The organism is Streptomyces sp. 11-1-2 (assembly GCF_003595545.1).
Taxonomy (GTDB): domain Bacteria; phylum Actinomycetota; class Actinomycetes; order Streptomycetales; family Streptomycetaceae; genus Streptomyces; species Streptomyces hygroscopicus_B.
Genome location: NZ_CP022545.1, coordinates 5,087,877 through 5,100,255, shown reverse-complemented (window position 1 = coordinate 5,100,255; position 12,379 = coordinate 5,087,877). Strand labels below are relative to the sequence as shown.

Below are 12,379 nucleotides of genomic sequence, written 5' to 3'. Positions count from 1 at the left end.
ACGTTCTGTTAACCCTTTGTTGCTCTTGCGTTGGGCCGTGAATCGACAACGCTTCCTAGCGTCTGCGACGTGTCCTCACGTACCAATCCCTCCGTGCGAGTCGCCGTGCTCGCCGATTCCGACACCCGGTGGAAATGGGGCGCGCTCACCGCGCATCGCCTCGTACCGGACGAGTCGGGTTCAGCCTCGGGCCGTCGCCTCGACGGCTTCCTGCTGCGCGGCCGCGCCACGCCGACCGCCCGGCAGCTCACCGAGGTCGGAGTGCGCGCCGACGCGATGCGCGAGGTCACGGGCGTGGAATTCGTACGGGCCGTGGACCGTGAGCGCTATGACGTGATCGTGCTCTCGCTGGTCGGCGGCGCCGTCCAGGCCATGCTGCACGGACTGCGCCACGCCTGGCAGGACGACGAGCGCCGCCCCGTGGTCGTCACCGGCTATGTCGGTGTCGTCTACGAGAAGCTGGCCGACGGTCTGCTGCTGCGCCACGGCGCCGATGTGGTGCTGGCCAACTCCCGCCATGACGCCGACCGCTTCCGCGACGTCTACACGGGCGTCGGCGCCGACGGGAACAGCGTCGTCGAATGCGCGCTGCCCTTCCTCGGCGGCGACCGCTACGACGCGAAGGCGCGGCTGGGGCGGAAGTACCCCGGCGGCACGGTCGTCTTCGCCGTCCAGCCGTCCGTCCCGGACAACCGCGCCGACCGCACCTATCTGCTGCGCCGCGCGGTGGAGCACGCGCGCCGCCATCCGGACCGCGAGGTCGTGGTCAAGCTGCGCAGCAAGCCGGGCGAGCACACCACGCATATCGAAGAGCTTCCCTACCAGAAGCTGATCGCCAAGTTCGGCGACGATCTGCCCGCCAACTTCCGGCTCGCCTACGGGAACATGGGCGAGGTCCTGGACACCGCGGACCTGCTGGTCACGGTCAGCTCCACGGCCGCCCTGGAGTCGTTGCACCGCTCCATACCGACCGCCGTCCTCACCGACCTCGGGGTGCGGGAGACGCTCGGCAACCACCACTTCCTCGGCTCCGGCTGTCTCGCCTCCTGGGACCAGCTTGACGCCGGGCACCTGCCGGAGCCGAACGCCGAGTGGCTCAGCCGTCAGGGCGTCGCCGCCGACGGGCCGTACGAGACCTGGTTCGATGCCGCGCGGGACCGGGTCGCCGAGCTGGCCGCCGCACCGACGCTCCCGCCGCTCGCCCCCTTCTACACCCCCACCACCGCGCCCGGCTATCTGCCCGGCCGGCTCGCCCGGTACGGCTTCGAGCCGGACGGCTCGCCCCGCCCCGGGGCCTCGGCCGAGGACGAGGCGCAGGTCTCGGCGTTGCGGCGGGTGGTGCGCAACACGATGCGCGAAGCGGCCCGCGGTGCCTACCGCCACGGCGTGCAGCGCGTGGCCCCCGTTATCCGGCGGATGGGGGAGCTGTGAGCGACGACGCGCGCGCGAACCAAGAGGAGGCCGGGACGGCCTCGATCACCTCTGCAACCCCTGAAGGAGCCGCCATGACCGCCCCGAGCCCATGTGTGCTCGCCGTGATCCCCGCCCGCGGCGGGTCGAAGGGCGTCCCCGCGAAGAACCTCGCCGCCGTGGGAGGCGTGCCGCTGGTCGTTCGCGCCGTCATGGAGTGCCGGGCCGGCCGGCTGGTGACCGACGTCGTCGTCTCCACCGACGACGCCGGGATCGCCGCCGCCGCCCGCGGTGCGGGCGCCGTGGTCATCCAGCGGCCCACCGACATCGCCGGTGACACCGCCACCAGCGAGGCCGCGGTGATCCACGCCATGGACGCGTACGAGGCGTCGCACGACACCACCGTGGACGTGGTCCTCCTCGTGCAGTGCACCAGCCCGTTCATCATCCGCGAGGACATCGACGGAGTGGCCGCGGCGGTCGCCGAGAAGGGCGCCGACACCGCCCTGACCGTGGCCCCCTTCCACGGCTTCGTCTGGCGCGAGGGCGAAGACCCCGAGACGGACGGCGGCGACGGCGTCAACCACGACAAGTCCTACCGCCCGCGCCGCCAGGACCGCCCCCAGGACTTCCTGGAGACCGGCGCCGCCTACGCGATGGACGCCCGCGGCTTCCGCGAGGCCGGGCACCGCTTCTTCGGCCGCACCGACCTGGTGCGCACCGACCCCGCCCGGGTGCTGGAGATCGACGATCCGCACGATCTGGCCCGCGCCCGCGCGCTGGCCCCGCTGCTCGACGCCGAGCGGCCGGGCGCCCTCCCCACCCGCGAGGACATCGACGCGGTGGTACTCGACTTCGACGGCACCCAGACCGACGACAGGGTGCTGGTCGACTCCGAAGGACGCGAACTCGTGGCCGTGCACCGCGGCGACGGGCTCGGGATCGCCGCCCTGCGCCGCGCTGAGCTGGCGCTGTTGATCCTGTCGACGGAAAAGAACCCGGTCGTCGCCGCACGGGCCCGCAAACTCCAGGTCCCCGTGCTCCACGGCATCGACCGAAAAGATCTCGCACTGAAGCAATGGTGCGAGGAGCAGGGCATCGCGCCGGAGCGCGTGCTCTACGTCGGCAACGACGTCAACGACCTCCCGTGCTTCGGCCTTGTCGGCTGGCCCGTGGCGGTCGCAGGTGCGCACGACGTCGTGCGCGGCGCTGCACGTGCGGTCACCTCCACCCCCGGAGGGGACGGCGCGATCCGCGAGATCGCCTCGTGGATTCTCGGAAAGGAACTGTCTTAAGTGAGCTCCAACTCTCGCCTCCGCACCCTCGGCGACAAGATCGCCGGTCCCGGCCACCCGGTCTACGTCACCGGTGAGATCGGTATCAACCACAACGGCGACCTGGAGAACGCGTTCAAGCTGATCGACGCTGCCGCCGAGGCCGGCTGTGACGCGGTCAAGTTCCAGAAGCGAACCCCGGAGATCTGCACCCCCCGCGACCAGTGGGACATCGAGCGTGACACCCCCTGGGGCCGGATGACCTACATCGACTACCGCCACCGCGTGGAGTTCGGCGAGGCCGAGTACACCGCCATCTCCGAGCACTGCAAGAAGCGCGGCATCGACTGGTTCGCCTCCCCGTGGGACACCGAGGCCGTCGCCTTCCTGGAGAAGTTCGACGTCCCGGCGCACAAGGTGGCCTCGGCCTCGCTGACCGACGACGAGCTGCTGCGCGCTCTGCGGGCGACCGGCCGCACCGTCATCCTGTCGACGGGCATGTCGACCCCCAAGCAGATCCGCCACGCGGTGGAGGTGCTGGGCAGCGACAACATCCTGCTGTGCCACGCCACCTCCACGTACCCGGCCAAGGCCGAGGAGCTCAACCTGCGCGTGATCAACACGCTGCAGGCCGAGTACCCCAACGTGCCGATCGGCTACTCCGGCCACGAGACCGGTCTGCAGACCACGCTGGCCGCCGTCGCGCTGGGTGCCGCGTTCGTCGAGCGCCACATCACCCTCGACCGCGCCATGTGGGGCTCGGACCAGGCCGCCTCCGTCGAGCCGCAGGGCCTGACGCGGCTGGTCCGGGACATCCGCACCATCGAGGACTCCCTCGGTGACGGCGTCAAGAAGGTCTACGAGAGCGAGCTCGGCCCGATGAAGAAGCTCCGCCGTGTCGCGGGCGTCGTCGCCGAGTCCGACTCCGCCGACCGCGAGCCCGCCGCGGTCTGAGGCACTCTGCCGTGAATTCTCCGGCCGGTGTGCCCGGCCCTCGCCCGGAAGCGGCGGGCACCTCTGACGCGTCAGGGGCTGCCCGCCGCTTCCGGGCCCTGCCTTTGGACGGTGCGATGGTCTCCGCTGCCCCCCTTGCCCCTCCGGTCACTCTTGCCTTCGTCGAGAGCCCGGTTCAGCTGCTGAACGTGCTGGAGTGGGCGTACGCCGACGCCCAGCGCGCCCAGGGCCCGGACCAGCGCGCCCAGGGCCCGGACCAGCGCGCCCAGGGCCCGGACCAGCGCGCCCAGGGCCTGGAGGCCACGGCGCCCCAGGACCTCACCGTGGTGGTGCTCTCCCCGCACGACCCGATGACCCGCGGCCAGCTACGCCGGATGGCCGAGCTGGCGCGGGACGAGGGCTTCGCCGTGCGCTGGGAGGACGCGCGGGGTGGGGCCGGTGCGCCGGTCAAGACGATCAGCGGGCTGCGCGGACCGCTGCGCCGGGCCGCGCGGATCGTGATAGGCGATCCGTTCTCCCGCTATGTCCAGCTACTGCTGACCCTCACCCGCGCCAAGGACCTGGTCGTGGTGGACGACGGCACGGCCACCATGGAGTTCATCTCCCAGCTCGCCAAGGGGGAGCCCCTGGTGCGCTGGCACCGGCGAGGCAACCGGGGGCCGCGCGACATGGTGTTCGCGCCGGTCTCCGCCACCGCGCGGCGTCGGCTCACCCCGGGCGCCAAGCGCCGGGTCGAGGTCTTCAGCTCGATGCCGGTGGAGGCGCCCGACGGGGTCACCATCACCGCCAACGACTTCGCCTGGACCCGGGCCCGGTTCGGCCCGCCCCGGCTCACCGGCGGCACCGACCTGGTCGGCACCTCCCTGGTCGAGACGGGCGTGGTGGACCTGGAGCGCTATCTGGAGGCGGTCGGCTCGCTGACCCGCGCCCATGGCGCCACCCGCTACTTCGCCCACCGCCGCGAGAGCGTCGAGAAGCTGCACCGGGTCTCGGCCGAGGTGGGTCTTGAGATCGTACGACCCGATCTGCCGCTCGAGCTGATAGCCCGCCGAGGCCCCATCGGCCACACGATCGTGAGCTTCCCCTCGACCGTGGTGCACACCCTGCCGCTCGCGCTCGTGGGCACCGGTGTGCAGGTCGCGGTCTGCGATGTGGACCCCGCCTGGCTGACCAGCAACGCCTCCCCGCGCGCCCAGGGCTTTCTGTCCGGGGTCACCGGCACGGCCCGCGATGTGCGCCGGCTGAGCTCGGGGCCGCCGACGGACCCGGCTCCGCCGAAGGGTTCGGTCCCGCCGAGGGATCCGGCCCCGCCGGGGAGCCCGGGTTCGCCCGCGGCACCGCTCGCGGCGTCCTGAGCTCGTCGCCCGTACGGCCGTGTGGCGCTTCTCACCCGCGACCGGCCGCAAAACGGGCTGTTATACCCCCTGACTAGGGGGATCATGCACCGCGCCGGGTACTTTTGCGTACCCGAAGAGATTGAATTTTTGTTGATCGACATTCGGTGGGCCCACCTGGCGTTCTACGCTTCTTCAGGTGAAGCAATTGATGTCCCTCGATGCGACCGATGCCACACCCGCCGAAGCGCCGGCCCTGCCCGGCACGCTCCCCGACGAGCTGCGTGCCGAACTCATCGCCTTCCGGCGCGATGTACATATGCACCCCGAGCTCGGCAACTGTGAGTTCCGCACCACCGCCGCGATCAAGGCGCGGCTGGAGCAGGCGGGACTGGAGCCGCGGGTGCTGCCCTCGGGCACCGGCCTCATCTGTGACATCGGCCCGCGCGATGGCGTGGCGCCCCTGCTGGCGCTGCGCGCGGACATCGACGGACTGCCCATCCCCGACACCAAGACGGTCGACTACCGCTCGACCATCGCCGACCGCGCCCACGCCTGCGGCCACGATGTGCACACCACCGTGGTGCTCGGCGCCGGTCTGGTCCTGGCCGAGCTGGCCCGCGAGGGGCGGCTGGCGCGTCCGGTGCGGCTGCTGTTCCAGCCCGCCGAGGAGGTGCTGCCCGGCGGCGCGGCCGACGCGATCGAGGAGGGCGTGCTGGACGGCGTCGGCCGGATCCTGGCGTTGCACTGCGACCCGAAGGTCGAGGTCGGCCGGATCGGGCTGCGCGTCGGGCCGATCACCTCGGCCTGCGACCGGCTGGAGATCTCGCTGGACGGGCCGGGCGGCCACACCGCGCGCCCCCATCTGACCACCGACCTGGTGACCGCCACCGCCAAGGTGATCACCGAGGTGCCCGCGCTGCTGGCCCGCCGGGTCGACGCCCGCTCGGGCCTGGCCGTCACCTGGGGCCGGGTGGAGTCGGGCCACGCCTGCAACGTGATCCCGCAGCACGCCGAGCTGTCCGCCACGGTCCGCTGCCTGGACCTGCCCGCCTGGCGGGAGGCGCCCGACCTGGTCCATGCCGCGGTGGACGAGATCGCCACCCTGCACCGCGCCAAGTCGGAGATCAACTACATCCGCGGGGTCCCGCCGGTGGTCAACGAGGCGAGCTCCGCCGAGCTGCTGCGGGACGCCATGATCGCCCGCTGCGGCGCGCACGCGGTCGAGGACACCGAACAGTCGCTGGGCGGCGAGGACTTCTCCTGGTACCTGGAGCGGGTGCCCGGCGCGATGGCCCGGCTGGGCGTGCGTACGGTCGGCGACACCACCCGGCGAGACCTCCACGCGGGCGACTTCGATGTGGACGAGGACGCCATCGCGGTGGGCGTGGAGCTGTTCACGGCGGCGGCTCTGCTCGCCTGAACCTGGAGCACGGTATGCGGCCGGGTGGCATGCGCTCGCCCGGCCGCGCACCGAGAAGGCGTCAGCCCATCGGGCACGGGATCGTCGGGCGGATGCGGTTCGCGCTGCACGCGACGACTTGGACCGAGGCAAATCCGGTGCCACGGAGGTACCAGCCGCCGACGACGTCACCGCCCCAGCCGAGCCGGTCATCCGCTGCCGCGAACCGCTCGGCCTGTCGGGAGGAGTCTTTGTCGTGGTTGGTGAGGAAGGACCGGCTTAAGCCGCCGACCTGGTCTCTGTACCAGGCGAAGGCTTTATCCGGTGCCTCGAAGGTGGCCTTGATCATTCTGGCTGGGCGGAGCAGCCAGTGCGGCACTTCCAGTGGGGGTACGTCGCTCGCCATGAAGGCGGGGCTGGCCGCCGCGATCCGCTTCCATTCCTGGGGCGGGATGTCCTGGACGACGAGGTGCGGTGGCCGCCGGGCGGACTCGTCGTCGTAGGTGCGGCGGTCTCCGGTCCAGCGGTAGCAGTGCCAGTGGGTCGGCATGGGCGGGGGCGGAGCGGCCATCCGGGGTACCTCCTGCGTGCTGGGAGCGGCCCGCGCTTCCGGGCGCGGGCCGCCGTTTGCCCAGGGCGTCGGACGTCGGCTACTTGGCGTACTGGCGTCCGTCGTCGGAGTCGCCGGGTGCCCGGCCGCTCGGTGACGGTGCGTCCGTGTCCGGCATGGTGTCGCCGTCCTCGGGGTCCTGGTGGACGACGGCGTGCTGTAATCGCATGGGGCCTCCGTGAGTTCACTGGCGCGCGGGTGTCCCCGCGCGATGGCGCGGTGCTCGTCCCGGCCACTGGCCTGCAAGCGGGAGGCCGGGGCGAGCCTTGCTGGAAGGGACTCCGACCTGTGGTTCAGACCGGTACCGGAGTTCCCGTCACCCCTGCCTCGTCGGTGGCCGCGTCGGCTCGTGCCGACCGGCAGGGGGTCTTGGAGGGCGGCCCGTCGGCGCCGTCGTCGGGTACGGGGGCCAGGAACACCAGCAGCCCACCCGGTCCAAGGGGCCGGGGTGCCGGCGATGCGCAGGGCGACGACGCCCACCAGCAGGGTGGCCCAGGCCGACGACCGCACCGGCGCGGGCGGCACGGAAGATGTGCCGCTGGGCTCTATGCGGCACCGGCGACCTCCTTGCACAGCGGGCGGCACGCGTACAGGTCGACGTCCTCTTTGGTGACGCCGCCGCAGGTCCACTCGACCGTGCCGAGTAGCTGGTCGGCGAATAGCCGCTGCTCGCACAGGGCGCAGTCCCAGCCCTGGAGTTGTGGCCCGGTCAGGGTTTCGGGGTCCGGCAGCTCGATGCCCGGGAGCAGGGAGGACTGGGGGCAGGTCGTCATCGGGGCCGCCCCTCGTGCTCGGCCGTGGTCGCGCTGGTGAGACTCCCCGGCTCGCGCTTCGAGTCGAGCGGCGCGTGGGTGGGGCAGGCATAGGTGACCTTGCCGACGGCGCTGCGGCCGTCTTCCACCTCGACCGGGATCGGCTCGTCGGTGGGCAGCCGGCAGCGGTAGCAGAGTTGGCGGCCGTCGGGGACGCGGCCATATGCGGCACGGTCAGCCTCGGCCAGCGCCTCCCACAGCTTCCAGGCGTCGGTCAGGTAGTGGTCGGTCGAGAGGGGCACGCGCCAGTGGGTCCGGGGGCCCCTGGTCCAGGAGGCGGGCGGTACGCCGAGATACGTACTCTCGTCCGCGAGCTCGGTGAGGACGCGGACGTGCCGGAGGTGCCGGCTCGTCGCGGTGCCCACGGCGACGAACCAGTACAGGGGGCCGTGCTTGTCCTGGATGACGGCGCCGGTCTCCTCGCCGAGCAGCTGCAGGGCGCGTTCCCCGACGGTCGGCGCAGCCCGCACCGCGTCCCACCATTTACCTGCGGGTAACGCCTCGACATCCGCAGTGTTCGGCGGTGTCCACGGCAGGGCTCGCGCCGTATGGCCCCGCTCCTCGCCGGCCGGCGGACGGGTGGTGGAAGTGGCCATGCTGGCGCTCCTCGTGGCGTTGGCCGCGCCCCGGGAGGCTCCGCCGCCTCGCTGGGGTTTCGTGGTATCCGCCGACGCTAGGAGCGTGAACAGCGTCGATACCAGCAGTGTGCAGATCTGTGCAGCACTTCCCCTGTAGAGGCATGTTGGCAGGTTTGTGCTCTTGACCCTCGGGCTTCATGGAGGTGAGGTGATTGCAGAAATCTGCACACCACTTTGAGGGAGGCAGCCATGGCACTACTGTTCGTTGGGATCGATCCGAACACCGGCGATGACGAGAGCCCTACGGTCTGGGTCGACCAGGAGAAGCACGAACTCGTCTTCCAGGGATGGAAGCCGAGCCCAGAACTCCAAGCCGAATGTGCGGCGTTCGAGGTCTCCGGTCACGCGAAGGGGATCCCGGCGCACGAGGCTGTGATCCGTATCCCCGCCAGGATGGTGCACATGATCAGGGAGGCATGCGATGCCGTCGAGCGCACCGACGTTCGCTGAACTGATGGCAGGTTGCACGCGCTCAGCCGTGCACCTGGAGATGCGCGACGTCTACTCGGTCGACAGCGAACGGCAGCAGTTCGAGGCGTGGCGCCAGGGTTTCCGCCATGACCCGGCAGACCGCGAGTCTTGGTGGCGGCCGTGGCTGGACCTGATCCAGGACACCGTTGCCCGCGGCGTCGTCGTGCGCCGCGCGCGGATCGTGTCTGAGCCGGTCAGCGAATACATCCGCTTCGAGCACTCCGGCACCTTCACCAACATCGCGGCAGGCGAACAGGTGCGCTGGCTCCCACGCCGCCGCGCGTCCGACATCGCCCTGCCAGGCAATGACTTCTGGCTCTTCGACAGCTGCATCATTCGGTGGAACCACTTCACGGGCGATGGCGGGTCGGCGGGCCAGGACCCCTCAGACGATCCCGCCGCCGCCAAGCTGTGCGCCACCGCGTTTGACGAGGTATGGGCCAGAGCTGTCCCGCACGAGCAGTACGAGATCCGCTAGCAGAAAACGCCGGTAAGCCAGCTTATGCCCGTCTCCCCATCCTCGTCTGCCCAGGCCGCTCGCGAGGTCGTCGCCGGACGACTGCGTGACCTACGCAAAGAGGCAGGACTGACGATCACCGAGCTGGCAAACCGGTGCGGCTGGCACCACTCCAAGACGTCCCGCATCGAGAATGCGATCACCGGCCCCACGGCCAACGACATCCGCCAGTGGTGCGCTGCCACTGGAGCACAGTCCCAGGCGCAGGACATCATCGTGCAATCGGTGAGCGCCGAGTCGATGTACAGGGAGTGGCGCCACCAGATCCGCAGGGGTCTGACAGAGCTGCAGGAGAACACTGGCAAGCTCTTCCGCACCACAAACCGTTTCCGCGTGTACTCGTCCACGCTCGTCCCTGGCCTCCTTCAGACCGAGGGCTACGCGACCAGCGTCCTCAGCGCGGCAGCCCATTTCCGTGAACTCCCTGTTGACGACGGTGCCGAGGCCGCGCGTGCCCGGGTCGACCGCTCGCGAGTCATCCACGACCCCGGCCGTCGCTTTGCCCTGCTCATCGAAGAGTCCGTCCTGCACTGCCAGATCGCCGACATCGACGCGATGGCAGCGCAGCTCGGCTACCTCCTTACTGCTGGCGCGATCCCCACGGTGTCCCTAGGCATCATCCCGGCAGCCGCGCGCCTGCGTTGCCAGTGGCCACGCGAGACCTTCCATGTGTATGACGACAAGCTTGTGTCCGTGGAGATGGTGTCCGCCAGGGTGCGGATCAACCAACCCTCCGAGATCACCCTGTATGTGAAGGCGTTCGAGGAGTTGCGCAGCATGGCCGTGTATGGGGCCGAGGCGCGGGCGCTGATCCTGAAGGCCATTGAGGCCCTGCACTGACCTCAGGCACGACAAAAAGCTCCCTACGCTCGAAAGCTGACCCCGCCGGGCGAGGTTGGTGCACATCGGAGTACGACGACACGGGAGACGACATGCCCCAACCGTCCATTGAATGCCGGGAGTGGCGGCGCCGCGTGCGCACCGGTCTGGCCAAGCTCCAGGACAGCTACACACAGCTGTACCGGTCAACGGAACTGCTGCGCGTCTATTCGCCGGTCCTGGTCCCCGGCCTGTTGCAGACGGAGGGCTACGCGAGAGCGCTGCTGTCGATGAATGCGCGGTTTCTTGAGTTCCCCGACGACGGGGCGGAGGCTGCGGCGGCCCGCCTGGAGCGGTCGCAGATCATCCACGAGCCGGGGCACCGTTACGTGTTTCTCGTCGAGGAGGCCGTGCTGTATTACCAGCTCGGCAACGCGGACGCGATGGCTGCCCAACTGGGCTACTTGCTGACCGCGGGGGCCCTGCCGCAGGTGTCGTTCGGCATCATCCCGGCCGGGACGCGCGAGCGGGTTCTGGGGCCGCAGGAGACATTCGACGTGCACGACGACACGCTGGTGTCCGTCGAGTTGCTCTCCGCCGAGGTGAACGTCACCCAGCCGTCGGAGATCGCAATGTATGTGAAGGCGTTCGAGCAACTGCGCGGCATGGCCGTGTACGGGGCCGAGGCGCGGGCGCTGATCCTGAAGGCTGTCGAAGCCCTGCACTGACTCCGGGCGAGGGGCATTCGTCGCGTCCAGGAAGCGTGACGGCCCCACCGAAATGGGGGCCGATCGGCAGTACCCACGGAGCCGACCGGCGGTACATTGCGAGTGTCAGCACGCAATTGGGAGTCAGTATGCCCGAGACCAGCGGCAAGCACATCGGCGCCCGCATCCGCGAATTCCGCCTTATCCGAGACTTCTCCCTCGCCGAGCTGGGCCGACGTGCCCACGTATCCACCAGCCAGCTCTCCCGAGTGGAAACTGGTGAACAGCCGGCCAGCCCATCCGTCCTCGCCGCCGTTGCCCGCGCGCTCGGCGTCACACTCTCCGTCCTTCACGGCCAGCCGTACATCCACATGCTCCAGAAGGACCAGCTCGATCGACTGCTCGCGCCCATCAGCAGTGCGCTGGACGCGTGGGACATCCCCCCGAGGACAATCTGCCGCTGCGCCCGCTGGACGACATCGCAGCGGACACAAAGGTCGTCGCCAAGAGGCGCGCGCAGGGGGAGTTCGGGGCGGCGGCTGAGGCACTGCCAGAACTCATCACCGATACGGCACTCGCCGTACAAGCTCACACGGCGCCGGGCAGGGGCCGCGAGCGAGCGCATAACCTCCAAGCGGAGGTTGCGAGGACGACGGCGATCGTCGCGTACCGGCTCGGTTACATGGACCTGGCCCGGCTCGCCCTGGCTCGCATGGCCGTAGCCGCGCCCGAGTCCGGAGACCCCCGGCAGGTCGCGGTCGAGAGGTACGAGCGTGCCGTCATCACCCATGCAGAGACTTCGCGTCCCGACCGTGGTGTGGCGCTGATGCGGCAGGCGCTGCGCGACCTGGACGACGATGGCGACCCGGCGACCAGGGCCGTGCGGGGCACCTTGCTCCTGCGCGCCTCGGGGCTCAGCGCGGTGCAGAAAGACCACGCCGCCGCAAGGGATTGGCTCGGTCAGGCCGAGGAGCTGGCCGAAGCTGGAGCAGCGGCGGACGCGGCCGAGGAGCCGCCTGGATCTCGGTACGCTTTGGCGTTCGGGGAGTTGAACGTGAATCTGGGACGGCTGGATGTCGCGATGTTCCAGGACGATTATGAGACCGCCGTCCGCGTCGCTGAAGATGTGCGGCTGCCGGACTCGTACCAGCCCACCAGGGTGGCGGGGTTCCTGATCCGACGGGCCAGTGCGGAGGCGTGGACAGCGCGTCATGACGAGGCGCTGGCCTCACTGGAGCAGGCCCGAGAGAAGGCGCCGCAGCTGACCCGATACCACCCCGAGGTGCATCAGACGGTCGGGACGCTGCTGCGGGCGCGACAGAGGGCGGCGGAGCCACTGCGCGAGTTCGCCCAGTGGAGCGGCGTGTAACCAACTGTGCACGCATTGTCAAGGTTCCGGTGTCCCTACCTTAGGGAAATCGGGACCTTCCC

The 12,379-nt window shown here is 70.2% G+C and carries 13 protein-coding genes and 2 pseudogenes; 11 read left to right on the top strand and 4 right to left on the bottom strand.

Features of this window, described 5'->3' with window-relative positions; genetic code table 11:
- Positions 1 to 105: 105 nt before the first annotated feature.
- The 5 genes from CGL27_RS21290 (at position 106) to CGL27_RS21270 (ending at position 6,395) form a co-directional block, all read left to right on the top strand.
- Entirely contained in the window at positions 106 to 1,431 is a 1,326-nt protein-coding gene (locus tag CGL27_RS21290) for a DUF6716 putative glycosyltransferase (RefSeq protein WP_205587937.1), read from the top strand.
- Between the two features lie 74 nt (positions 1,432 to 1,505).
- Positions 1,506 to 2,705: an acylneuraminate cytidylyltransferase gene (locus CGL27_RS21285; RefSeq protein WP_119989319.1), complete on the top strand. Its 1,200-nt coding sequence runs from the start codon at positions 1,506 to 1,508 to the stop codon at positions 2,703 to 2,705.
- Positions 2,706 to 3,638, top strand: coding sequence for an N-acetylneuraminate synthase family protein (locus CGL27_RS21280; protein WP_119989316.1), 933 nt, complete (start codon positions 2,706 to 2,708; stop codon positions 3,636 to 3,638).
- Between the two features lie 116 nt (positions 3,639 to 3,754).
- Positions 3,755 to 4,993 (top strand): hypothetical protein, encoded by a 1,239-nt coding sequence (locus CGL27_RS21275; protein WP_205587726.1) that lies wholly within the window; start codon positions 3,755 to 3,757, stop codon positions 4,991 to 4,993.
- A 190-nt stretch (positions 4,994 to 5,183) separates the two neighbouring features.
- Entirely contained in the window at positions 5,184 to 6,395 is a 1,212-nt protein-coding gene (locus CGL27_RS21270) for an amidohydrolase (RefSeq protein ID WP_119989314.1), read from the top strand.
- Between the two features lie 61 nt (positions 6,396 to 6,456).
- Here the strand turns inward: CGL27_RS21270 and CGL27_RS21265 are convergent, their stop codons facing one another.
- The 4 genes from CGL27_RS21265 to CGL27_RS21255 all read right to left on the bottom strand — a co-directional run bounded on the left by CGL27_RS21265 (position 6,457) and on the right by CGL27_RS21255 (position 8,392).
- Positions 6,457 to 6,945, bottom strand: coding sequence for a hypothetical protein (locus CGL27_RS21265; RefSeq protein ID WP_119989312.1), 489 nt, complete (start codon positions 6,943 to 6,945; stop codon positions 6,457 to 6,459).
- Between the two features lie 79 nt (positions 6,946 to 7,024).
- Positions 7,025 to 7,153, bottom strand: coding sequence for a hypothetical protein (locus CGL27_RS53180; RefSeq protein WP_260613373.1), 129 nt, complete (start codon positions 7,151 to 7,153; stop codon positions 7,025 to 7,027).
- 376 nt (positions 7,154 to 7,529) lie between these two features.
- Positions 7,530 to 7,757 carry a hypothetical protein gene (locus CGL27_RS21260; protein ID WP_119989310.1) on the bottom strand — a complete coding sequence of 76 codons (228 nt, stop codon included), beginning with the start codon at positions 7,755 to 7,757 and terminating at the stop codon, positions 7,530 to 7,532.
- Positions 7,754 to 8,392, bottom strand: coding sequence for a hypothetical protein (locus CGL27_RS21255; RefSeq protein WP_119989308.1), 639 nt, complete (start codon positions 8,390 to 8,392; stop codon positions 7,754 to 7,756). The genes CGL27_RS21260 and CGL27_RS21255 overlap by 4 nt, the downstream gene beginning before the upstream one ends.
- Before the next feature lie 231 nt (positions 8,393 to 8,623).
- On the opposite strand from CGL27_RS21255, the gene CGL27_RS21250 reads away from it, so the two are divergent.
- The 6 genes and pseudogenes from CGL27_RS21250 to CGL27_RS21230 all read left to right on the top strand — a co-directional run bounded on the left by CGL27_RS21250 (position 8,624) and on the right by CGL27_RS21230 (position 12,317).
- Entirely contained in the window at positions 8,624 to 8,884 is a 261-nt protein-coding gene (locus CGL27_RS21250; protein WP_119989306.1) for a hypothetical protein, read from the top strand.
- On the top strand, positions 8,856 to 9,383 hold the full coding sequence (locus CGL27_RS21245; protein ID WP_119989304.1) for a DUF6879 family protein: 528 nt from the start codon (positions 8,856 to 8,858) through the stop codon (positions 9,381 to 9,383). The genes CGL27_RS21250 and CGL27_RS21245 overlap by 29 nt, the downstream gene beginning before the upstream one ends.
- Before the next feature lie 24 nt (positions 9,384 to 9,407).
- Entirely contained in the window at positions 9,408 to 10,262 is an 855-nt protein-coding gene (locus CGL27_RS21240; RefSeq protein ID WP_119989302.1) for a helix-turn-helix transcriptional regulator, read from the top strand.
- Between the two features lie 119 nt (positions 10,263 to 10,381).
- Positions 10,382 to 10,969, top strand: a pseudogene (locus CGL27_RS21235) (DUF5753 domain-containing protein); the annotation flags it as partial.
- A gap of 128 nt (positions 10,970 to 11,097) precedes the next feature.
- Positions 11,098 to 11,238 (top strand): annotated as a pseudogene (locus CGL27_RS52150) (helix-turn-helix transcriptional regulator); the annotation flags it as partial.
- A 140-nt stretch (positions 11,239 to 11,378) separates the two neighbouring features.
- A complete protein-coding gene (locus CGL27_RS21230) occupies positions 11,379 to 12,317 on the top strand; it encodes a DNA-binding protein (protein WP_240451083.1) in 939 nt (312 codons plus the stop codon).
- The last annotated feature ends 62 nt before the right edge of the window (positions 12,318 to 12,379 follow it).

Coding starts and splice junctions, on each gene's coding strand:
- CGL27_RS21265 (WP_119989312.1), bottom strand. CDS start 6,945: ATGGCCGCTCCGCCCCCGCCCATGCCGACCCACTGGCACTGCTACCGC.
- CGL27_RS53180 (WP_260613373.1), bottom strand. CDS start 7,153: ATGCGATTACAGCACGCCGTCGTCCACCAGGACCCCGAGGACGGCGAC.
- CGL27_RS21270 (WP_119989314.1), top strand. CDS start 5,184: ATGTCCCTCGATGCGACCGATGCCACACCCGCCGAAGCGCCGGCCCTG.
- CGL27_RS21285 (WP_119989319.1), top strand. CDS start 1,506: ATGACCGCCCCGAGCCCATGTGTGCTCGCCGTGATCCCCGCCCGCGGC.
- CGL27_RS21250 (WP_119989306.1), top strand. CDS start 8,624: ATGGCACTACTGTTCGTTGGGATCGATCCGAACACCGGCGATGACGAG.
- CGL27_RS21255 (WP_119989308.1), bottom strand. CDS start 8,392: ATGGCCACTTCCACCACCCGTCCGCCGGCCGGCGAGGAGCGGGGCCAT.
- CGL27_RS21240 (WP_119989302.1), top strand. CDS start 9,408: ATGCCCGTCTCCCCATCCTCGTCTGCCCAGGCCGCTCGCGAGGTCGTC.
- CGL27_RS21245 (WP_119989304.1), top strand. CDS start 8,856: ATGCCGTCGAGCGCACCGACGTTCGCTGAACTGATGGCAGGTTGCACG.
- CGL27_RS21275 (WP_205587726.1), top strand. CDS start 3,755: ATGGTCTCCGCTGCCCCCCTTGCCCCTCCGGTCACTCTTGCCTTCGTC.
- CGL27_RS21260 (WP_119989310.1), bottom strand. CDS start 7,757: ATGACGACCTGCCCCCAGTCCTCCCTGCTCCCGGGCATCGAGCTGCCG.